Source organism: Paenarthrobacter sp. OM7, assembly GCF_029873575.1.
Taxonomy (GTDB): Bacteria; Actinomycetota; Actinomycetes; order Actinomycetales; family Micrococcaceae; genus Arthrobacter.
This window is the reverse complement of sequence record NZ_CP123579.1, coordinates 2685921-2707587: the sequence shown is the minus strand read 5'-3', so window position 1 is coordinate 2707587 and position 21667 is coordinate 2685921. Positions and strand designations below refer to the sequence as shown.

21 protein-coding genes and 1 tRNA gene are annotated in these 21667 nt (G+C 62.3%); 14 read left to right on the top strand and 8 right to left on the bottom strand.

Annotated features, from left to right (window positions below):
- Positions 1–63 precede the first annotated feature (63 nt).
- From QEH68_RS12505 to QEH68_RS12480, 6 genes are all read left to right on the top strand, one after another.
- Entirely contained in the window at positions 64–408 is a 345-nt protein-coding gene (locus QEH68_RS12505; RefSeq protein WP_089595421.1) for a DUF2469 domain-containing protein, read from the top strand.
- 103 nt (positions 409–511) lie between these two features.
- A complete protein-coding gene (locus tag QEH68_RS12500; RefSeq protein WP_280623009.1) occupies positions 512–877 on the top strand; it encodes a YraN family protein in 366 nt (121 codons plus the stop codon).
- Positions 878–2422 carry a YifB family Mg chelatase-like AAA ATPase gene (locus tag QEH68_RS12495; protein ID WP_280623008.1) on the top strand — a complete coding sequence of 515 codons (1545 nt, stop codon included), beginning with the start codon at positions 878–880 and terminating at the stop codon, positions 2420–2422.
- On the top strand, positions 2419–3651 hold the full coding sequence (gene dprA / locus QEH68_RS12490; protein WP_280623007.1) for a DNA-processing protein DprA: 1233 nt from the start codon (positions 2419–2421) through the stop codon (positions 3649–3651). Before QEH68_RS12495 ends, dprA begins: the two co-directional genes overlap by 4 nt.
- A gap of 87 nt (positions 3652–3738) precedes the next feature.
- A complete protein-coding gene (locus QEH68_RS12485) occupies positions 3739–4638 on the top strand; it encodes a tyrosine recombinase XerC (protein ID WP_280628007.1) in 900 nt (299 codons plus the stop codon).
- Positions 4639–4874: 236 nt separating this feature from the next.
- Positions 4875–5378: a DUF3145 domain-containing protein gene (locus QEH68_RS12480; protein WP_026005636.1), complete on the top strand. Its 504-nt coding sequence runs from the start codon at positions 4875–4877 to the stop codon at positions 5376–5378.
- Between the two features lie 161 nt (positions 5379–5539).
- Here the strand turns inward: QEH68_RS12480 and QEH68_RS12475 are convergent, their stop codons facing one another.
- The 6 genes from QEH68_RS12475 to aceE all read right to left on the bottom strand — a co-directional run bounded on the left by QEH68_RS12475 (position 5540) and on the right by aceE (position 13587).
- Positions 5540–6775: a beta-ketoacyl-[acyl-carrier-protein] synthase II gene (locus QEH68_RS12475; RefSeq protein WP_207593783.1), complete on the bottom strand. Its 1236-nt coding sequence runs from the start codon at positions 6773–6775 to the stop codon at positions 5540–5542.
- A gap of 133 nt (positions 6776–6908) precedes the next feature.
- Positions 6909–7154 carry an acyl carrier protein gene (locus QEH68_RS12470; RefSeq protein ID WP_011692310.1) on the bottom strand — a complete coding sequence of 82 codons (246 nt, stop codon included), beginning with the start codon at positions 7152–7154 and terminating at the stop codon, positions 6909–6911.
- A 117-nt stretch (positions 7155–7271) separates the two neighbouring features.
- A complete protein-coding gene (locus tag QEH68_RS12465; protein WP_207593782.1) occupies positions 7272–8333 on the bottom strand; it encodes a beta-ketoacyl-ACP synthase III in 1062 nt (353 codons plus the stop codon).
- Entirely contained in the window at positions 8330–9259 is a 930-nt protein-coding gene (locus QEH68_RS12460) for an ACP S-malonyltransferase (RefSeq protein WP_207593781.1), read from the bottom strand. Before QEH68_RS12460 ends, QEH68_RS12465 begins: the two co-directional genes overlap by 4 nt.
- An 88-nt stretch (positions 9260–9347) precedes the next feature.
- On the bottom strand, positions 9348–10592 hold the full coding sequence (locus QEH68_RS12455; protein WP_089595416.1) for a helix-turn-helix domain-containing protein: 1245 nt from the start codon (positions 10590–10592) through the stop codon (positions 9348–9350).
- Between the two features lie 205 nt (positions 10593–10797).
- A complete protein-coding gene (gene aceE / locus QEH68_RS12450) occupies positions 10798–13587 on the bottom strand; it encodes a pyruvate dehydrogenase (acetyl-transferring), homodimeric type (protein ID WP_280623006.1) in 2790 nt (929 codons plus the stop codon).
- Between the two features lie 381 nt (positions 13588–13968).
- Between aceE and QEH68_RS12445 the strand changes: the two genes are divergently transcribed.
- The 7 genes from QEH68_RS12445 (at position 13969) to QEH68_RS12415 (ending at position 18915) form a co-directional block, all read left to right on the top strand.
- Positions 13969–14388, top strand: coding sequence for a DUF3052 domain-containing protein (locus tag QEH68_RS12445; RefSeq protein ID WP_207593779.1), 420 nt, complete (start codon positions 13969–13971; stop codon positions 14386–14388).
- Positions 14385–14888, top strand: a complete 504-nt coding sequence (locus QEH68_RS12440) for a peroxiredoxin (RefSeq protein ID WP_207593778.1) — start codon at positions 14385–14387, stop codon at positions 14886–14888. The genes QEH68_RS12445 and QEH68_RS12440 overlap by 4 nt, the downstream gene beginning before the upstream one ends.
- Entirely contained in the window at positions 14885–15841 is a 957-nt protein-coding gene (locus QEH68_RS12435; RefSeq protein ID WP_280623005.1) for an NAD-dependent protein deacetylase, read from the top strand. The genes QEH68_RS12440 and QEH68_RS12435 overlap by 4 nt, the downstream gene beginning before the upstream one ends.
- A gap of 55 nt (positions 15842–15896) precedes the next feature.
- Positions 15897–15969 (top strand) — tRNA-Val (locus QEH68_RS12430).
- A gap of 116 nt (positions 15970–16085) precedes the next feature.
- The gene (locus QEH68_RS12425; protein WP_280623004.1) at positions 16086–16376 is read left to right on the top strand and encodes a hypothetical protein; all 291 of its coding nucleotides are present in this window, start codon (positions 16086–16088) and stop codon (positions 16374–16376) included.
- A 235-nt stretch (positions 16377–16611) separates the two neighbouring features.
- Positions 16612–17406 carry an IclR family transcriptional regulator gene (locus tag QEH68_RS12420; protein ID WP_089595344.1) on the top strand — a complete coding sequence of 265 codons (795 nt, stop codon included), beginning with the start codon at positions 16612–16614 and terminating at the stop codon, positions 17404–17406.
- A gap of 150 nt (positions 17407–17556) precedes the next feature.
- Positions 17557–18915, top strand: coding sequence for an MFS transporter (locus tag QEH68_RS12415; RefSeq protein ID WP_207593775.1), 1359 nt, complete (start codon positions 17557–17559; stop codon positions 18913–18915).
- 82 nt (positions 18916–18997) lie between these two features.
- Here QEH68_RS12415 and QEH68_RS12410 read toward each other — a convergent pair whose 3' ends face one another.
- A complete protein-coding gene (locus QEH68_RS12410) occupies positions 18998–19501 on the bottom strand; it encodes a hypothetical protein (RefSeq protein ID WP_280623003.1) in 504 nt (167 codons plus the stop codon).
- A 115-nt stretch (positions 19502–19616) separates the two neighbouring features.
- Positions 19617–20684: a D-2-hydroxyacid dehydrogenase gene (locus QEH68_RS12405; protein WP_207593773.1), complete on the bottom strand. Its 1068-nt coding sequence runs from the start codon at positions 20682–20684 to the stop codon at positions 19617–19619.
- A gap of 70 nt (positions 20685–20754) precedes the next feature.
- Here QEH68_RS12405 and QEH68_RS12400 point away from each other — a divergent pair, with 70 nt between their 5' ends.
- Positions 20755–21666: an NAD(P)-dependent oxidoreductase gene (locus QEH68_RS12400; RefSeq protein ID WP_280623002.1), complete on the top strand. Its 912-nt coding sequence runs from the start codon at positions 20755–20757 to the stop codon at positions 21664–21666.
- Position 21667: the final 1 nt, after the last annotated feature.

The window sequence follows — 21667 nt, the reverse complement described above, 5'->3', positions numbered from 1 at the left end:
CTGTGGCCTGGGGTCATGCTCCGGTTGGCGCATGCCGCGCGGCAGATAGTGCAAGATGGAACTATGAGTGCCGAGGACCTTGAGAACTATGAAACCGACATGGAGCTGCAGCTCTACCGCGAGTACAGGGATGTTGTCGGTCTGTTCAGCTACGTCGTGGAAACTGAACGACGGTTCTACCTGGCCAATCATGTTGATCTGCAGGCACGCAGCGCGGACGGTGAAGTCTACTTCGACCTGACCCTCCAGGATGCCTGGGTATGGGATGTTTACCGTTCAGCCCGTTTCGTGAAGAACGTCCGCGTGATCACGTTCAAGGACGTCAATGTCGAAGAGCTGCCCCGCAGTGAAGACCTGTCCTTGCCCAAGGATGGCGGGCTCGGGGACTTGGGCGATCTTGGAAACTAGCATCTGACTCTTCCTCCACAGCAGTAATCCGGGAAGGTTTACCCACATAGCCCCGTGAGCCCCTGCCGCCCACCGCCGCCAGCCGGAAAGCTGGTAAGCGGAGGTGATGGTCATGAGAGCAAAAGACCTGCTGGGCAGGAGCGGCGAGGCCTTGGCGGCCGGTTTTCTGGAAAGCCAGGGGATGCGGATCGTCGATCGTAATTGGCGATGCGCAGACGGTGAAATCGACATCGTCGCGATCGACGGAGACACCCTTGTGGTGGCTGAAGTCAAAACCCGACGAAGCCTTGACTATGGGCATCCTTTTGAAGCTGTGGGGACTGCCAAGTTGGCCCGCCTCCACCGATTGGCTTCATCGTGGTGCCGGGAACACGAGCTGAAGGCACTCCGGAGGCGCGTGGACGTCGTGTCGGTCATCGACGACGGCGTGGGCGAGCCGGAGCTTGACCACCTGCGGGGTGTGGGCTGAATGGGAGTGGGGCGCAGCTACTGCGTTGCCTTGGTGGGCCTCAACGGCTACATCGTGGAGGTTGAAGCCGATATAGGCCAGACACTTCCGAACTTTGTCATTCTGGGCCTGCCGGACGCTGCTCTGAACGAAGCCAAGGAGCGAATCCGCTCGGCTGCCCAAAACTCCGGGATACCCCTGAGCCGGCGAAAAATTACGGCCAACCTGATACCGGCGTCGCTCCCAAAACGGGGCTCCGGCTTCGACCTGGCGATTACCATGGCGGTTCTGTGTGCCGCCAACGACGTCCGTTCCATCGACGGGACGGTATTCATCGCGGAACTTGGTTTGGACGGCCGGTTGCGGCCGGTCCGGGGCATCCTGCCGGCGGTGATGGCGGCCGTTCAGGCTGGCTATCCCGACGTCGTGGTAGCTGACTCAAACGCCGTGGAGGCTTCCTTGGTACCGGGGGCGAACGTCCGCGGGTACAAGACGCTCGCCAGGCTCGCGTTCGACTTCGGGGCCGACCCCAAGGAGTTGGCCCTCGACTACGACCCCGGGGACGGCTGCGTCCCTGACGACGACGGCGGCGGCGACCATGCCTTGGTGCCGGACCTCTGCGATGTGTCGGGCCAAGGCGAGGCGCGCAGGGCGCTTGAAGTCGCCGCCGCCGGCGGCCACCACATGCTGCTGACAGGGCCGCCGGGTGCTGGAAAAACGATGCTGGCGGAGCGTCTGCCCGGACTGCTCCCGGATTTGGCAGATAACGCTGCGATGGAGGTGACGGCCATCCATTCGTTGGCCGCCGTACAATCCTCGGCAGTGCGGCTGATCCGTAGGCCGCCTTTCGAGAATCCTCATCACAGTGCCACAGCTGCGGCCATCATTGGCGGTGGATCCGGACTTCCGCGCCCGGGTGCTGCATCTCGGGCGCATCGCGGCGTGCTGTTCCTGGACGAAGCCCCGGAATATGAACGCCGTGTGCTCGATGCGCTCCGGCAACCGCTGGAGAGTGGGGAGCTCGTCATTCACCGCTCCGCAGGAACGGCGGCGTACCCAGCCCGTTTCCAACTCGTCCTTGCTGCAAACCCTTGCCCGTGCGGGAAGGCGTCAGGCAAGGGCATGGACTGCACCTGTACTGCCATGATGCGGCGGCGGTACTTCGGGAGGATGTCGGGTCCGCTGCTGGACAGGGTAGACATCCAGCTCCAGGTTGAACGGGTCTCCCTGGCGGATTTCGGTCAAGCAGGACGGGAAGAGGACACAGGCACTGTAGCGACCCGGGTATTGGCGGCGAGGGAAGCCCAGTTGGATCGGTTGCGGCAATTGGGGCTTGAAACGAACTCCCAAGTTCCAGGACGCACCTTGCGAGGCGAACTGCGGCTGGCGTCGGGGACCACCCGGATCCTGGACACCGCATTGGAACGCGGCACATTGACTGCCCGCGGTTACGATCGCGTCCTTCGGTTGGCATGGACGCTCGCCGACCTGGGACACAGCGGGACACCGGACGTTGACCACATCGGCCAAGCGCTCAGTCTGCGACAAGCGGCGGGTGCGCCATGACAGACCGTGAATCGAAGGGAACCAATCCAGTGGCAACAGCGGGGATGCAGGACAAAGAACGGATTGCGCGGGCAGCACTTGCCCGGCTTATGGAGCCGCAGGACTCCGTTGGGCTCGCCTTGGTACGGGCTCTCGGGGCGGTTGATGCCCTGGGTGTGGCGACCGGGGAACTGGCGGTAGGTCCCACTGTGGAGCAGGAGATTACCGCCCTGCTGGTTGAGGCAGGGGGACCGTCCACGTGGGTAGGGCTCCCGGCCAGTCTCCGGAGATGGGCGCCGCGCGTCAGTGACCTTGCACCGGAGCGTGACCTTGAAACCATGCGTCGGCTGGGTGGGCGCTTCATCATTCCCGGGGATGAGTTATGGCCGGAGCAACTGGAGGACCTTGGACTCCAGGAACCGCTCTGTCTCTGGTGGCGGGGCCAGGAACAGCCGCTGCCGCCCTTGGTGCGAACCATTGCCTTGGTCGGATCCAGGGACAGTACGAGCTACGGCGCGTCCGTTACGGGAGACTTCGCGTTTGGCTTGGCGCAGCGTGGCTACACGGTGGTCTCCGGAGGCGCCTATGGCATTGATGCCCATGCTCACCGTGGGGCGCTCAGCGGCGGGGGAGCCGGGCTGCCCACCATTGCCGTGATGGCCGGCGGTGTGGACCGCTTCTACCCCTCCGGCAACGAGGACCTGCTCCGGGCTGTTGCCACCCAAGGTGCTGTCATCTCGGAGGTGCCGCCTGGGTCCGCACCTACCCGCTACCGGTTCCTGCAGCGGAACAGGCTCATTGCAGCCCTGGCGTCCGTCACCGTCGTGGTAGAGGCTCGTTGGCGTTCAGGTGCCCTCAATACTGCTCATCATGCTGAATCGATCGGCAGGGTTGTCGCCACCGTGCCGGGATCCATTCACAGCGCCAACTCGGCAGGTTGCCACCGCCTGCTGCGGGATGGAGGAGCTGTGTGCGTCACTGACGTGGGTGAGATCGCCGAACTGGCCGGAGCAATCGGCGAATCCACCAGTGAGGAAAAAAGCGCCGACGTGTCAGTACACGATGGTTTGTCGCTGGAAGATCTCATTCTTTTGGATGCCCTGCCCCTCCGTTCCACCAGTTCAGTGGAAAAGCTGACTGTGGTGGCAGGCCTGAGCCCGGATGCTGTGCGGGCAGGCCTTGGACGACTGGGACTCATGGGATTGGCCAGCTCGGAACGAGGCGCCTGGAAACGGGCCAAAAACACCTGACCAGGATTGGAAACATGTTGATCCGTCCTGTCGGTGTCGGATGCTGGCACAGTGGGACGTGTGAACGGACAATCACTGCCATCATCGATGCTCAGCGCCCTTGCTGGTTTTCGCCGCTACCTGGAGGGTGAACGGGCGAGGTCGGCGCACACTGTGCGTGCTTATCTTGCAGATGTGGAGAGCCTCCTCGGTTTTGCCGTGCAGGAAGGTATCGAAGAGCTCGGCCATCTCGAGCTGGGTTCCCTGCGCCGCTGGCTGGGTGCGCAAAGTGAAGCGGGCATGGCCCGGGCCACCCTGGCCCGCCGGGCTGCCACGGCCAGGTCTTTCACCGCCTGGGCCCTGAGGGAAGAGCTTATTGCCACTGACCCGGCGATCCGCCTGCAGGCTCCCAAACGGGACAAATCCCTGCCAGGAGTCCTTCAGCAGCAGCAGGTTACCCGGATGGTGGATGACCTGAATACGGCAGCCGCAGAAGGGGGCCCCATGGCTGTTCGCAACCGGGCCATGGTGGAACTCCTGTACGCCACCGGAGTTCGCGTCGGAGAACTTGCCGGCCTGGATATTGATGACCTCGACCCGGACCGTCGGACTCTCCGGGTTGTGGGCAAGGGAAACAAGGAGCGAACTGTTCCGTATGGAGTCCCGGCAGCTGTGGCAGTCGATGACTGGCTTCGTAGGGGACGTCCTGCAGTGGTCACCGCCAGCAGCGGGCCGGCCCTCTTTTTGGGCTTACGGGGCAACCGGGTTGATCCACGCCAGATCCGGGCCGTGGTCAGCGAGCTGCTGCAAGCCTTGGGCGATACGTCGGCCACGGGACCGCATGCGCTCAGGCACAGCGCGGCAACCCACCTTTTGGACGGCGGAGCGGACTTGCGCGCCGTCCAGGAAATTCTGGGACACAGCAGCCTGGCGACCACGCAGATTTATACCCATGTGTCCGTGGACCGGCTAAGGAAAAGCTACCAGCAGGCGCACCCCAGGGCCTGAGCAGGCCCGCCCATGAGCCGCACTGGCGGAAAGCGGCGCCGTACGGCAAAATAAGAGCACCACGGGGAAACCTTCAATTCACAGTTGAGGGTTATCTTTGTGCCAAGATCGTCAGTAGCACTTCACATAACTGAATAGCCTGTCAGGGCCCACGTAATTCATGGCATCCGGCAGCAACAGCAAACATCCAAGCAGAGGTCGTTGGGGAAGACGTACCTACAGCTATGGAGGATGGAATGTCTGTTGCAACAACCCGCGGTGTCCTGTTTGTGCACTCGGCCCCTACGGCACTTTGCCCGCACGTCGAGTGGGCCATCGGATCGGTCGTGGACAAGCGGACCGATCTTGAGTGGACCCCTCAACCTGCTGCGCCCGGAATGTTCCGGGCCGAGTTGTCGTGGACGGGAACGCCCGGCACGGGTGCGCAGTTGGCATCAGCCCTTCGGGGTTGGGCGCATCTGCGTTACGAGGTCACCGAAGAACCGAGCCAGGGAGTGGACGGAGCCCGATGGTCCCATACCCCGGAGCTCGGAATTTTCCATGCCGTCACGGATGTCCATGGCAACATCATGGTCACCGAGGACCGCATCCGTTACGCCTACGAATCAGGTGCAGGCGACCCCTCGGCTGTCTACCATGAGTTGTCCCTGGCGCTGGGTGAGGCGTGGGACGAGGAACTCGAACCCTTCCGGCATGCAGCAGAGGGCGCACCGGTTCGCTGGCTGCACCAAGTCGGTTAGCAGGGCAGCACCAGGTAGGCTCAGCGCACAGAGTCCGCCGACCTCATCCAACTAATCCGACGAGAAGCGTCTTCCATAGCAATGAGAAGGGCCCCACCTGATGGTGGGGCCCTTCTCACGTTTCAACCAAACGTCGATAAAGGAGCGTGCTCCGAGTCCGGTCAGACGTTCCTGACCGCTATGACGGCGTTGTGTCCTCCGAAGCCGAAGGAGTTGCTCAGCGCCACGATGTCACCGGATGGCAGGTCGCGGACGGAGGTCACAACGTCGAGGGGGATCTCGGGATCCTGGTTTTCGAGGTTGATGGTCACTGGGGCCTTGCGCTCGTAGACCGCCAGTACTGTCAAGACAGCCTCAACGGCCCCTGAAGCGCCCAGGAGGTGGCCCATCTGCGACTTGGTGGCAGAGACCGCCACGTTGTCTACGTGGGTCCCCAGAGCAGCGCGCAGCGCCGTGTACTCGGGCTTGTCGCCGACAGGAGTCGAGGTGGCATGTGCGTTGACGTGCACCACGTCTTCGGCCTGGATGCGGCCATCAAACATTGCCGCCTTCAGTGCCCGGGTCGCACCAAGGCCTTCGGGGTCCGGTGCGGTGATGTGGTAGGCATCCGCTGTGACGGACGTTCCGGCCAGTTCTGCATAGATACGGGCGCCGCGGGCAATGGCATGTTCCTCGGCTTCGAGGACCAGTGCGCCGGCACCTTCACCCATGACGAAACCGTCCCGGTCGGTGTCGTACGGGCGGGAGGCGCGCTCCGGCTCGTCGTTGCGGCGGGACAATGCCTGCATGGAGGAGAACGCGGCCAACGGCATCGGGTGGATGGCAGCTTCAGCGCCACCGCATACTACGACGTCTGCTTTGCCGGAGCGGATCAGGTCCAGGCCCAGGTGGAGTGCTTCGGTGCCGGACGCACATGCCGAAACCGGGGTGTGCGCTCCAGCGCGGGCGCCGAGGTCAAGGCTGACCGCTGCGGCCACACCGTTGGGCATGAGCATGGGAACGGTCATGGGCAGGACCCGGCGGGGACCCTTGTCCCTGAGCGTGTCCCAAGCGTCCAGCAGGGTCCAGACGCCGCCGATTCCGGTGGCGAAGGCTACCGCGAGACGGTCGTGGTCGATCTCTTCGATACCGGAGTCGGACCACGCTTCACGTGCGGCGATGACACCAAACTGCGTGGATGGGTCCATACGCTTGGCCTCGACGCGGCTCAGAACTTCAAGTGCCGGCGTCGAGCACCGGGCAGCAAAGTGAACGGGGAGGTCGTATTTGGCCACCCACTCGTCTTCGAGCGTGCGGGCGCCGGAGACCCCTTTCAGCGCGTTCTTCCACATTGTGGGTACGTCGCCGCCGATGGGAGTGGTGGCCCCCAGACCGGTTATGACTACTTTGCGTGCCATGCGATCACTCTCTGTCGGATCAGCCATCCCTCCTGCAGCGTTCACAAGGGGAGGCAAAAAAATCTTTGGGTGGTATTGCGGCTGTGCCGGGCGCAGGGACGTTAATCCCGGCCCGGCACAGCTGGTGTCAGGACTAGGCCTGTGCGTTGGCGATGAAGCTGACGGCGTCGCCGACGGTCTTGAGGTTCTTGACCTCTTCGTCCGGGATGCGAACGCCGAACTTCTCTTCAGCGTTGACAACGATGGTCATCATGGAGATGGAGTCGATGTCCAGGTCCTCGGTGAAGGACTTGTCCAGCTCTACGGCTTCGGTGGCGAGGCCCGTCTCTTCGTTGACGATTTCAGCCAGGCCGGCCAGGATTTCTTCGTTGCTAGCCATTGTTGGCTCCTTTTCTTGTTGTACCGGCTACTGCCGGAAAGGGGGCAAACCGCGGTTTACGGTTTGGGTTTGTAAGTCGTATTCAGTTGGCTGGTGGTAGCCGGGACGAGTCCCGGTCTACGGCAGGACCACTACCTGGGCGCCGAAGACCAGTCCGGCGCCGAACCCGATCTGCAGGGCCAGGCCGCCGCTCAGCTCAGGGTTCTCCTGAAGCAGGCGGTGCGTTGCCAGCGGGATCGACGCTGCGGAGGTATTGCCCGCTTGGGCGATGTCGCGGCCGATGACAACGGATTCGGGAAGCTTCAGCTTCTTGACCATCTCGTCGATGATCCGCATGTTTGCCTGGTGCGGAACGAAGGCAGCGAGGTCGCTTGCTTCAATGCCGGCGGCATCCAGAGCCTGCTGGGCAACCTTGGCCATTTCCCACACGGCCCAGCGGAACACGGTCTGACCGTCCTGCCGCAGGGTGGGCCAAACATCCTGGGTTGCCGAAAGAATGGCGGGATCGTCGATTTCATCGGAGTGCCGGGCGGATTCGCCCAGCTTCTTGACGTCCTCAAGGGAGTGGGTCATGCCGATGGCGTCCCACTTGCTGCCGTCTGAGCCCCAGACGGAGGGGCCGATGCCAGGAGTGTCGGACGGGCCAACCACCACAGCGCCTGCGCCGTCGCCGAGGAGGAACGAGATGGTGCGTTCGTGGTTGTCGATGACATCGGAAAGCTTCTCCGCGCCAACCACCAGGACGTATTGGGCTGCGCCGGAACGAACCAGGGCATCGGCCTGGGCCACGCCATAGCAGTACCCGGCACAGGCGGCCGAGATATCGAAGGCGGGTGCCGGCGTCGCGCCCAAACGTTCGGTGAGCGCAGCGGCAGCCGACGGCGTGGCGTAAGGGTGCGTCACGGTGGACACGATGACGGCGCCCAGTTGGGAAGCGTCGATTCCTGCGTGCTGCAACGCTTCGCGTGCGGCGCCTTCAGCCATGTCGATGACGCTGATGTCAGCAGCGGCGCGGTGACGGGTGATGATGCCGGTGCGCTGGCGGATCCATTCGTCGGAGGAGTCGATCCACTGGCACACGTCGTCGTTGGTGACAATGACATCGGGGCGGTAGGCGCCGATGCCGAGGATACGGGCGTTCTCGTTGACAACTGCCTTGTTCAACACGGGAGTGCTCATGCCTGTCCCTCCAATTCTGCGAAGAGAGCGAGAGCCGCGGACAGGTCATCCGGGGTTTTGACAGCGACGGTCTTGACACCGGGCATGCCGCGCTTGGCCAATCCTGCGAGGGTGCCGGCTGGGGCCAGTTCGATCACGCCGGTGACACCGCGGCTGACGAGCGTTTCCATGCATTTGTCCCAGCGGACGGGACGGGACACTTGGGCGATCAGGCTGTCGACGGCGGCAGGTCCGGCAGTGACTTCCTTGCCGTCGTAGTTGGACAGCAAAGGAACGGCCGGGCTCTGGGGTGAAAGCGACGGTTTGAGGGACTCGAGCGCGCTGACGGCCGGAGCCATGTGGGAGGTGTGGAATGCTCCTGCAACCTTGAGGGGGATCACGCGCGCTTTAGCCGGCGGATTTTCTGCCAAGGCCTTGAGCTGGTCGAAGGTGCCCGCTGCGACTGTCTGTCCGGCACCGTTGACGTTCGCGGGCGTTGCTCCGGCGGCTTCGATGGCTGCCAGTACCTCAGCGGGATCGCCGCCCACCACAGCACTCATGCCGGTAGGGGTGACAGCGGCAGCGGCGGCCATGCTGTTGGCGCGTTCCCGGACGAAGGTCATGGCTTCAGCTTCCGTGAGGACGCCGGCCAAGGCAGAAGCCGTGATCTCGCCTACGGAGTGGCCGGCGAGGATCACGGGGAGGGTACTGAGCTCGACGTCGAACAAAGACGAAGCAGCTACCAGCCCTGCCGCGACAATCAGCGGCTGGGCCACTGCAGTGTCCTTGATGGTTTCTTCATCGGAGGTGGTGCCGTGGGCCTTGAGGTCAATGCCTGCGATCTCGCTCAGGTTGGCCAGTTGGCCTTCGACGGAGGGGAGTTCCAGCCAAGGGGCCAAAAATCCGGGGGTCTGGGAGCCCTGTCCAGGGCAGACGATTGCAAGCACGTATCCAGCTTTCCAAATTGCCACGTGATCCACTGGTGTTTTGGTACACCAAGCTCACTGGGTCAGTTTGTAGGAAGTCTACAACGGTTCAGTTCTGTGAACGCGACGTATGACGTTCGGGAGCGGCTTTCGGTTGCGCTGAAAGCCGGCCTACCACCAGGGCGGTTTGGAGGACGAAAGCTTCCCTTGGGAGGAGCGGATCCCAGCCCGTTACGTCGCAGACACGCTTCAAACGGTAGCGCACTGTGTTGGCATGGACGAACAGTTCGCGTGCCGTTGCTTCCAGTGAATGCCCCAGCTCCAGGTAGGTTCCCAGAGTCTCCACCAACCCGTTGGAGGCGGCAAGCAGCGGCCGGTAGATGTTCTTGATCAAGGACCTGCGGGCTGCGTCATCACCGGAGACAACACGCTCCGGAAGCAGGTCGTCGGCGGCAACTGGACGTGGAGCGGAAGGCCATGCGCGGGCGGCAGTGAGACCCGCGAATGCTGCCTGGGCCGAGCTGCTGGCCTCCAACAAAGACCCGGCCTCGGGCCCGTAGACCACTGCGCCCGGCGCAAAAAGTTCGCTGAGTTTGAGGTATGCGGTGTCACGGTCCTGGACGCCACCAAGGATCAGGATGAGCCGGTCACCCTGGATTCCCACCAGGGCGTCCTCGGCGAAACGCCCGGCAGTCCGGCGAAGCTCGCTGACATAGCTGGCGCTTGGTTCCGACGGCGAATTCCCCACCATCACCGTGAAGCGCTCCTGGGCTTTCCAGCCAAGGGCTGCGATCCGGGACCGCAAAGCATCCGTGTTCTCACCGCGAAGGATGGCATCCACAATCAGTGCTTCCAGGCGGGTATCCCAGGAGCCGCGGGACTCGGCGGCCCGGGCGTAGACGTCCGCAGCCGCGAAGGCCACTTCCCGCGAATACCGGAGGACCGCTTCGCGAAGTGAGGGCTGGTCCGATTCCGGCGCGATCACCGGTACCTGGTCTTCCACCACCTCCACGACGATGCGGATCAGCTGCAGGGCTTTTTGGAGGCTGATGGATCGGGTCAGTTCCGTGGGGGCGTTGCCGAACACGTCCGTGAGAATCCATGACGGTGAGCTCGGCCGTTCGTACCAGGTCACGAATGCCGCGATGCCGTTCTGTGCCACGAGCCCCAGCGCCGAGCGCTCATCGGAGCTCAAACGGCTGTACCAGGGCAGGGACTTCTCGAGTTGGCGCATGGTGCTGGTGGACAGTTGGCCCACATTGGCACGGAGTTGACGCAGAGTTTCGGCCTTTTCAGGCGACAATGCCTGGGTTGCTGCCTTGCGCTTGGTGGTGGTTTTGCTCGGCTCTGCCATGGAACGAGCATACGGCCCATCCCGGGCAAGCTCCATTTGTGAGAAGGCTACAACTTGTGTTGTTGCTGCTCACATGCACTGGAGACTTTTTCCCCCACGGTTAAACCACGACGGCGGCCGCCACCTTTCGGTGGAAGCCGCCGTTTCGTTGGGTGCTGGAGTGGCCCTTGGTACCGGACTGCGTCCGAGGGTTTTCCTGCGGTTGTTAGGCGTCTCCGCCTGCTCCGCCGGTGGTGCCGGCATTCACATCCAGGAGCCGGTACTTCTCGATGGCCTTCTCCAAGGCACCTTCTTCAACTTCTCCCTTGGCGGCAAGGAGTTGGAGGGTTTTGGCGACGATGGAGTGGGTGTCGTTTTTGAAGTAGCGGCGTGCGGCTTGGCGGGTGTCGGAGAAGCCGAAGCCGTCTGCTCCGAGGGAGGCGAAGTCGTTGGGGATGAATTGGCGGATTTGGTCGGGGACGGCTTTCATGTAGTCGGTGACGGCGATGACGGGTCCGGTGTGGCCGGCGAGTTGTTCGGTGATGAACGGGGTGCGGGCGGGTTGGCCGGGGTTGAGGAAGGCGTGTTCTTCGGCGGCGAGTCCGTCGCGTCGGAGTTCGTTCCAGGAGGTCACGGACCAGACTTCGGCGGCGACGTTCCAGTCTTCGGCGAGGATCCGTTGGGCTTCGAGGGCCCAGGGCACGGACACGCCGGAGGCGAGGATGTTCGCGGTGGGGCGGTTCGCTGTGTTGGTGCTGTCCGCGGTGGGGGCGTCTGCGAGTTTGTAGATGCCTTTGAGGAGTCCGTTGATGTCCAGGTTTTCGGGTTCCGCGGGTTGGGTGATGGGCTCGTTGTAGACGGTGAGGTAGTACATCACGTTGTGGTCCTCGGAGGCCTCGCCGTACATTTCTTCGAGGCCGTGGCGGATGATGTGGCCGATTTCGTAGCCGTAGGCGGGGTCGTAGGTTTTCACGGCGGGGTTGGTGGAGGCCAGGAGGGGGGAGTGTCCGTCGGCGTGTTGGAGTCCTTCGCCGGTGAGGGTGGTCCGTCCTGCGGTGGCGCCGATGATGAAGCCGCGGGTCATTTGGTCTGCTGCGGCCCAGAAGGAGTCGCCGGTGCGTTGGAAGCCGAACATGGAGTAGAACACGTAGATCGGGACCAGGGGTTCGCCGTGGGTGGCGTAGGCGGTCCCGGCGGCGGTGAAGGCTGCGACGGCGCCGGCTTCGTTGATGCCGGGGTGGATCAGTTGTCCGGCGGGGGATTCTTTGTAGGCCAGGACGAGGTCGCGGTCCACGGAGAGGTAGTTCTGGCCTTTGGGGTTGTAGATTTTCGCGGTCGGGAAGAACGCGTCCATCCCGAAGGTCCGGGATTCGTCGGGGACGACGGGCACGAACCGGGCGCCGAAGTTCTTGTCCCGCATCAGGTCCTTGAGCAAACGGACGAAGGCCATGGTGGTGGCGGCTTGTTGTTTCCCGGATCCGCGTTTGGCTACGTCGTAGGACTTCGCGTCGGGCAAGGTGACCTCGGTGTGTTTGCGGCGGCGTTCGGGGACGAACCCGCCGAGCTCGGCCCGGCGTTCCATGAGGTACTTGATTTCGGGGGCGTCCATGCCGGGGTGGTAGTACGGGGGCCGGTAGAGGTCAGCGTCGAGTTGGTCATCGCTGATGGGGATGCGGAGGTGGTCACGGAAGGCTTTGAGGTCTTCCATGGTCAGTTTCTTCATCTGGTGGGTGGCGTTGCGGCCTTCGAAGTGCGGGCCCAGTCCGTAGCCCTTGACCGTTTTGGCCAGGATCACGGTGGGTTTGCCCTTGAACTCGGTCGCGGCCTTGTACGCGGCGTAGACCTTGCGGTAGTCGTGGCCGCCGCGTTTGAGGCCCCAGATCTGTTCGTCGTCCAAATCCGCGACCATGTCCTTGGTCTGCGGGGATTTGCCGAAGAAGTGTTCCCTCACGAACCCGCCGGACTCGGCTTTGTAGGTTTGGTAGTCACCATCGGGGGTTTCGTTCATGATTTTCACCAACGCCCCGTCCTGGTCTGCTTCCAGCAGGGAATCCCATTCCCGGCCCCAAACGACCTTGATCACGTTCCAGCCCGCACCGCGGAAGAACGCTTCGAGTTCCTGCATGATTTTGCCGTTGCCGCGGACCGGTCCGTCCAGGCGCTGGAGGTTGCAGTTGATCACGAAGTTCAGGTTGTCCAGGTTCTCGTTCGCGGCGAGCTGCAACAAACCACGGGACTCGGGCTCGTCCATTTCCCCGTCACCGAGGAACGCCCAGACCTGCTGGTCCGAGGTGTCTTTGATGCCACGGTTCTGCAGGTACCGGTTGGACTGGGCCTGGTAGATCGCGTTCATCGGGCCGATACCCATCGACACGGTCGGGAACTCCCAGAAATCCGGCATCAGGCGCGGGTGCGGGTACGAAGACAACGCATGGCCGGCCTTGGACTTCTCCTGACGGAACCCGTCCAAATCCTCCTCGGTCAGACGGCCTTCCATGAACGCCCGGGCGTACATGCCAGGGGAAGCATGGCCCTGGAAGAACACCTGGTCCCCGCCGGAGGGATGGTCCTTGCCACGGAAGAAGTGGTTGAACCCCACCTCATACAACGTCGCAGCACCGGCATAGGTGGAAATATGCCCGCCCACACCAATATCGGAACGCTGCGCACGGTGGACCATGACCGCGGCATTCCACCGCATGTACGCACGATACCGGCGCTCGAACTCCTCGTTCCCCGGGAACGGCGCTTCCTGGTCCACCGGGATCGTGTTCACATAATCAGTGGTCGTCACCATCGGCACACCCACCGACCTCGCGCCGGCACGCTGAAGCAACGAACGCATAATGTACTGGGCACGCTCGGTACCCTGCTCCGCGATCAACGCATCAAGGGACTCAATCCACTCCGCGGTCTCTTCCGGATCACGATCAGGCAGCTGGGCAGTCAACCCGCTGAGGATGTGTGAGGTCTCTTCTCCTGCAGCCACGTCCAACCTTCCTTTAGGCGCATGCATCGGCGCCTCAGGTCTGGCAGGGTAACTGCCCGTCGTGAACGCGTCGTGTGCGACATTTCGGTTTCAACAGCCCGGTCGGATGCGCCGGGCAGGTCTTGTGAGCGCTTGGCTGCCCAGTAGAATTCTGCGGGGCGATCGCCCTGCAGCCAGAGCGCTCATGGCCACTCTAGCTTTCACTGCGCTGGGATGCGTAGCCGTGGGCCCTGAAGGGCGTTGTATGTCACACCCCGCCGGCCTGCGTGACGGAAAGCACGTGAGTGTCACAGCCCCGAAACACCCCGGGGAATGCGGAATGTGGCCCGTGGCAGGGACAATGGCTTGAAGCACACGCCCAAAGGGTGTTGGCTGTTAGTAATGGAAGTCACTTCAAAAGGAGGAAACGTGAGCGAGGCCGACGCCGCCACATCGGTAAATGTGGCGGAACGAATGGGTTTCAAAGATGGGGATCTGATTCAGGAGCGCGGCTACGACGACGACGTCGACTTCGACTTGCGTGATGACGTTGAAGATGTGACGGGCTCTGAGCTGTTGGATGAAGACGACCACGACGTAGTAGATGCCGTTGTCTTTTGGTGGCGGGATGGCGACGGCGATCTTGTTGATGCCCTCATGGATTCGCTCACCACGCTGAAGGAAGGCGGAGTTGTCTGGGTGATGACCCCTAAGTCAGGCCGTGACAACTATGTTTCTCCGGCTGATATCCAGGATGCGGCCCCCACGTCCGGGTTGCACCTCACCACCTCTGCCGGGGTGTCGAAAGACTGGAGCGCCACCCGACTGGTGCCGAAGAAGAACAAGTGACCGATGTCCGACTGGCGCCGGCGCCTGCGGTTGTACCGCAGCCGGGCCAAACTGCGCCGGACTTTGAGCTCGTAAACCAGTTTGGCGAGCCTGTCCGCCTGTCGGATTACCGGGGCCGCAACGTAGTTGTGGTGTTCTACCCCTTCGCGTTCTCCGGGATCTGCACCGGTGAACTCTGTGAGATTCGTGACAACATTTCGGCGTTCGAGGATTCGAACGCCGTGGTACTTGCCGTCTCCGTGGACAGTAAATTCACCCTGCGCGCTTACGCCCACCAGGAAAGCTATGGATTTGACCTCCTGGCTGATTTTTGGCCCCATGGGGCGGTGGCAAGGTCCTATGGGGTTTTCGACGACGTCAGTGGTATGGCTCTGCGGGGAACGTTCATCATCGACGCCGCGGGGATCATCCGGTACGTCGTCGTCAATCCACGTGGACAAGCGAGGGACTTGGCTGAATACCGCCTCGCGCTCACGGCGCTCGATCAGCAGCAAGCATGAGTGCCGGCCGGCCCGGCGTGGGAATGACTGGTTTTGCCAGCATGGCTCCTGCGCCGGCGGCGCAGCTTGATCCCGATGAGCTTCTGTCAGTCAGGAAGGCTGTAGAGGCCATGGGTGGAAAGCGTCTGGCGGTGCTGACGGGCGCCGGGCTCAGCACCGACTCCGGTATTCCGGATTATCGAGGGCCAGGTTCTGCACCCCGGAATCCCATGACCTTCCAGGAGTTCATCGGCAGCGAGGCCAACCGCAGGCGCTATTGGGCCCGGAATCATCTTGGGTGGTCCCACTTGAGGCATGCCGACCCCAACGCCGGACACGCCGCGGTCGCGCTGATGGAGCGCAGGGGCCTCCTGTCCGGCCTCATCACTCAGAACGTCGACAGGCTCCACGAGGACGCCGGCAGCGTCAATGTGGTGGATTTGCACGGGCGCTTTGACCAGGTGGTCTGTCTGGAGAACCGCCATATATTCAGCAGGCGGCTCATTGCAGCGATCCTTGAGGAGATCAATCCAGGGTTCCTTGAAGCCGCCCTGGAGTCCGGGCTCGTGGAAATGGCTCCGGATGCTGATGCAACGGTTGAGGATCCGGAGCTCATCACCTCGTTCATCATGGCGGTGTGTCCCAGGTGCGGAGGGATACTTAAGCCCGACTTCGTCTATTTCGGCGAGAACGTTCCCAAGGACCGCGTTAAGCGCGCCTACGCCATGGTTGATCAAGCGGAGGCACTCCTCGTAGCAGGCTCGTCGCTGACGGTGCAGAGCGGGCTGCGCTTCGTGCGCCACGCTGCCAAGGCCGAAAAGCCGGTAGTCATCATCAATCGGGGAGCTACCCGGGGTGACAGCTATGCCACCCTGAAACTCGAGCTCGGGGTCAGCGGCGCCTTGGACTATTTGGCGCGGAATTTGCCGGATCTTACAAGCGCGAATCCGCCGATTGGTGTTTCTCCCGATTGATCATGTAGAGTCGTTGTTCGTTGGTTGAAGCGCTGAGGCACTGAAACCGCACAATGGGTCTTTAGCTCAGCTGGTAGAGCGCCACGTTTACACCGTGGATGTCATCGGTTCGATCCCGGTAGGACCCACCGATGGAAACCCCGTCACTCCAAGCCTTTGGCTGGCAGTGGCGGGGTTTTTTCGCGCGAAGGCCACGTTCTCCACAACCCTTTAATGTCAGAGCCGGCTTCTAGGATTTTTCTCCATGGAGCACGTATATATCCGCAGCAGCACGCAGGGCACGCCCGCGGTGGTGGTGAGGGGCAATCGGGAATGGCGGATCGTGGTCGAGCCTGTGCGTTGGTTTGAGCGCGTCCCATGGTGGGAGCAGTCACGGCGAATGCCGAGGGGGCAAGGCCGCGTTGATGTGGAGATCTGGCAGGTTCAGGTTCGCTTGGGAAGCAATCTCCGGTCCGGCATTGCTACGTGGGAGCTGATGCGGGACGGTGCCGGAGGAGGTTGGTGCCTCAGGGGCGAAGAAGTGGCCGCGGCCTAGGTTTCCCGGGAAATGGATGAGCTCTCCACCGCGACTATTGGGGGATGCCGCGGTGGAGAGCTCGAAAATGAATATACAGAGAACTTTTCGGTTTGGAAAGCTGAGCATGCCAAACGGCAGGAACGTGTCCAAGAACCGGTTGGGTCTTGCCTCATGGTGGCAGCAGGGCGACACACTATGATGGGAAGTGTTCAGCTGAATGAACGCGATGAGAGAGTTCTGACGAAGGAGAATCATGGCCGATTCCCGCACCACCCGTTCCGAGGGGCTGGGTGCTTCGTCGCCTGCCCCTGCCGTGACCCGCGCAGCAGCGGTTCTTGAGGCGCTTGCAGGATCTCCATCGGGTCGGCTGACGCTGAGTGATCTTTCCCGCGAACTTGGCATCCCCAAATCGTCCACGTCCAATCTCTTGCTGGCGCTTGAGGAAGCCCGCCTCATTACCAGGCAGGGCGCGGACTTTGCCTTGGGGCGGAAACTGGTGGAGCTGGGCGCCGCCTACCTGAGCCGGCTCGACGAGGTCCAGGAGTTCTACAAATACTGCGAGCAGGCGCCTACCCTTTCGGGTGAGACGGTGCGCATCGCCATGCTCGACGGCGACCACGTCATCTACCTGGCCCGCTATGAGGGGCATCCTGCGGTGAGGCTGACCTCCAATATTGGCGACAAGATGCCGGTCTCCCTTTGCAGCGTTGGCAAAGCCCTGCTGGCGCAACTCCATGATCACGACATTGAATCGATGTTCCCTGACGGCATGGAACTGCCGGTCATGACTGCCAACTCACTTCGCACCGCAGAGGAACTCAAGTCCCAAATAGCTGCCATCCGGAAGCAGGGGTTCGCTTTCGAAGATGAGGAGTCGACGGTGGGTGTGGTCTGCCTCGCTGTGCCCGTCCCTACGCATGGAGCCCACGGTCCCAGTTTGGGACTTTCGGTGACTGCGCTGAAGGCCACCTACTCCGAGGAGCAGGGCGCCTTGATGGTCAAGGAACTCAAGGAGTTGGCGCGATCACTGGGTAACCCGATGGGCTAATCCCTTATCTCCCTGGGACGCAATAAATAAATCTGATTACAACCTTGGCAGCGAGTTCAACAAGCTGTACGCTGTTCATCATAGTGATCTTGGCGGTGATGCCATCACTATCTCGCCGGGCCAACGGGGGCCTGGGGTGATTTTGAGGGAGTGCTTGTGATAACTCGTACTAATGAACGGCTCGCAGCTGATGCTGACGATGCTGTTGTTGAGCCGGAACAGCTGCGCAGGGCTACCTTGGCCAGCTCCGTAGGCTCAGCCTTGGAGTACTACGATTTCTACATTTACGGATTGGCTTCCGCGCTGATCTTTGGCCCATTGTTCTTTTCCCCCCTGGGCCCGGAGGGTGCTCTGATCGCCTCCTTCGCCACCTATGGCGTTGGATTCGCGGCGCGGCCCTTCGGCGGGTTGATCTTTGGCTACATCGGCGACAGGTTTGGCCGCAAGATGGTCTTGATCCTGACCATTGCCTTGATGGGTACGGCAAGCTTCGCTATTGGGTTGCTTCCGACCTTCGAGCAGGCCGGAATGCTCGGGGCTGTCCTGCTGGTGACCTTGCGGATCATCCAGGGCCTTGGCGCAGGCGCAGAACAGGCCGGCGCCACTACGTTGATTTCCGAAGTAGCTCCGCGCCGTCGTCGTGGTTTCTTCGCATCATTGCCTTTCGTGGGCATCCAACTGGGTACCCTCCTCGGCGCGGGAACCTTTGCTTTGATTGCCATGGCTGACAAGGCCGTCCTGCAGGGCTGGCTGTGGCGGGTGCCCTTCCTGGCCAGCTTCATCCTGATCGCAGTGGCCATCTTCATTCGCCTCAAGCTCAAGGAAACGCCTGCCTTCCAGGAGTTGGAGAAGCACAAGAATGTGGTCAAGAACCCCATCAGTGCGCTGTGGAAGCACTCCAAGAAGAATGTGCTCCTGGGCATCGGGCTCCGTATGGGCGAAAACGGCAATTCATCGATCTACTCGGCCCTGCTGGTGTCGTTCATGAGCATGCCGGCAGGCGTCTTTGCCGGAAACAACTCGATCGGTCCGGTGGGCTTGCTGATCGCCGCTGGGTTCGCTGCGGTCCTGGTGGTGACGTTCGGCGCGCTGTCCGATAGGTTCGGCCGCGTTCCGGTGTACCGCTACGGGGCCCTGTTCCAAGCCATCATTGCGGTTCCTGCCTTCTACCTGGTCACCCTGGGCAACGTCACTCTGGTGTGGGTTGTCATGTCCGTGGGCATCGCCATCGGCGTCCAGTCGATGCTGGGCCCCCAGTGCCCGCTGCTGCCGGAGCTGTTCGGCTCCCAGTACCGCTTTACCGGTGTGGCCATGAGCCGGGAAATCTCAGCCGTCCTGGCCGGCGGACTCGCACCCCTGCTGGGTGCGCTCATGCTGGCGGCCACCAACCACTCGTGGTGGGTGCTGGCCATCTACTCCCTGGTCCTTGCGCTCATCTCCTTCGTCACCACCTTCTTCACTCCGGAGACGGCGGGCCGCGATCTCGTCAGCACCGAAGACGCCAAGTAGCGTCCCGGCACCACAAACACAGCGTGGCACCCTACACATGGAGGGTGCCACGCTGTTTTGCAGGGAACTGGCGCTTGCCGAACTATTCCTGTTCTGCCTGCATCGGCCTGAAAACGCTGCCTGACAGGGGAGAGGTTGCGAACCATCCTGTGCCTGTTCCGGGTGGGGCGTAGGCCAAAGAACGCGCGATTCGCTCCTTTTCTGCGTGTGCCGCAGCTGCAAGGGCATCGAAGGCAGCAACTACCTGCGGGTTGGGGGCCCTGGTGCCGCAAAACCGGTGCGGCCGGGCATTTTCTTCAGAGGGCCAGAACTCAACTTCATAACCGTCGCCGAGTTTGTCCGCCACTCGCTGGGCCAGGCGATGACCTTCAGCGGTGTATCTGGCAGCAGTCTCCGCTGACTTCCAGGTGAAATCGCGTGTCAGAGACTCGTAGTAGAACTGTTCCCAGTCCCGGAGCTCATGCACCAGGCCTTCAGGCAGCCTCGTGAGGGAGTAGTCGATGGGACCGTCAAGCCAGAGCGCCGTGTCCCCGTAGTCCGGAAACAGGCGCACGGTGAAGCGTTGAAGACTCTCCGAGTCTGCCATGGGGCGATGCTACCTCAGCCGGTACGACAATAGGCACGGCCATGGTCGCCCTTGGCCGTGCCCATTGCAGGAACGTATGTCTGAAGCCGGCAGCCACCGCGGGTGGCTGCGGGGCCTAGTAGAAGTGGACGGGATCCACCAGGTGGGGCAGTTCGCCGCCGGCCAGGAACGTGCGGAGGTTGCTGCAGAAACGTTCGGCGATGAGGCGGTTCTCCGCAGAGCTCAGGGCGGAGGTGTGCGGAGACACCAGTACCCGGGGGTGGCTCCACAGGGGGCTGTCCTGGGGGAGCGGCTCCACGGCGAAGACATCAAGGCAAGCGTAGGAGACCTGACCGTTGTCGAGTGCTTCGAGCAATGCGTCCTCGTCCACCACTGTTCCGCGGCCCACATTGACGAAGACTGTGCCGGGTTTCATGGCAGCGAAAATGTCCCTGTTGAACAGCTTCTCCGTGTAAGGAGTGCCGGGGAGGGTGTTGACCACTGCGTCGGCGCCTGCCAGCAGTCCGGGAAGTCCATCGTTGCCGGTGACCTCATCAATCCCATCGATGGCTTCGACGTTGCGCTTGGTTCCGCTGACCTTCATGCCCAGGGCGCGTGCGATGCGTGCCGTCTCCATGCCGATCTCACCGAGCCCGGCAATGACCACCTTGGAGCCGTTGGCCAATTTGGTGGGGGTGCGGAGCCCGGGCCAGAACTTGGCGGCTTGGTCTTGTGCCATCTCTGCGCTGCGCTTGAATCCGTTGAGGATGCCGAACGCGGAGAACTCTGCCAGCGGCAGCGCGTGGACGCCTGCGGATGTGGTGACGCGGAACTTCTGCAGGGTTTCGGTGTCCAGGCCTGAGGCTTTAACTGCTCCGCCTGCGCCGGCGGCCATGGCGTGGATCCACTGCAGGTGGGGGTTGCTGGCAGCGATGCGTGCCAGCCCGGCGGGGCTTTCATTGGGGAAGCCGTAGAGAACCTGCGCCCGGTTCAGCAGGGACCAGTAGCGCTCCTCCTGCTCGGGCGTGCGCTTGAAGTCGGGATCGCCTGCGTGATCGGCAGGAAACCGCTCGGGGGGCAGCAGATCGGGTTCGTAGAGAACTGTTACGGAGGGATCTACAGCGCGGATCAGCTCTACGTGCTCTGCTTCGAGCGGCACAGCGATGGCGATGGTAAGTTCATCAGTCGTCATGGTGTTCATCATACTGAATGGCGGCTAGGATATTGAACAGAATTTCTGAAGATGACCACAATGAAGTGAGGTGTTACCTTCCATGATCAGTCACCGAGTGGGCTTCGTGGGCCTGGGACTCATGGGCGCACCCATGGCCGCCAATATCGCCAAAGCCGGCTGGTCCGTCACGGGCTGGAACCGATCCGATGCGGCCTTTGAAAGGCTGACCGGCGTTCGTCGCGCAGCAAGCGTCGCGGAACTCCGTGACGAGGACGCCATCATCTTCATGCTCCCTGACCTGCCGTTCATTGAAGGAGCCGCCGAGGACCTGCTTGGCTCATGGCGGAACCAACCGCCAAAGCCCGGCACCGCCGTCGTGATTATGAGCAGTGTCTCGCCAACAGTGGTACAGCAGTTCGGTACGACAGTCCATGAGGCAAGCAGTGGCAACGCCGTGGTGATGGACGCGCCGGTCAGTGGAGGCACAGCCGGTGCGCAAAACGGGACACTGGCCATCATGGTTGGAGCCACCGAATCCGGCTTCCAAACGCTTCAACCACTGCTGGGCGCCATGGGGACCACCGTTCGTCGGATGGGACCACTGGGAGCAGGGTCCCTCGCCAAGGCGTGCAACCAACTGATTGTCGGAACCACGACGGCGGCGCTCGCCGAAGCCGCCGAAGTCGCCGAACGGTCCGGTATGGAAGTGGGAGCCCTCTTTGACGTCCTGTCCGGCGGGCTGGCGGGAAGCCGGGTTCTGGACATCGTTGGTCCACGACTGGCCGCCAAGGACTATGCACCTACCGGTCCGGCCAAGTTCATGCACAAGGACCTTGGTTTCGTGGTGTCCAGCGCGGTAGCCGTTGGTTCCGCCGTTCCCATGGCTTCGGCCGCGATTGAACTCTACGCAGAACTCAAACGCCAGGGCCTCGGCGACCAGGACCTCGCCGTGGTCCGCCAAACCATCGCAAACCTGAGCCGGGCGCACGAAGCGTCGGCGAACACCAACTGAA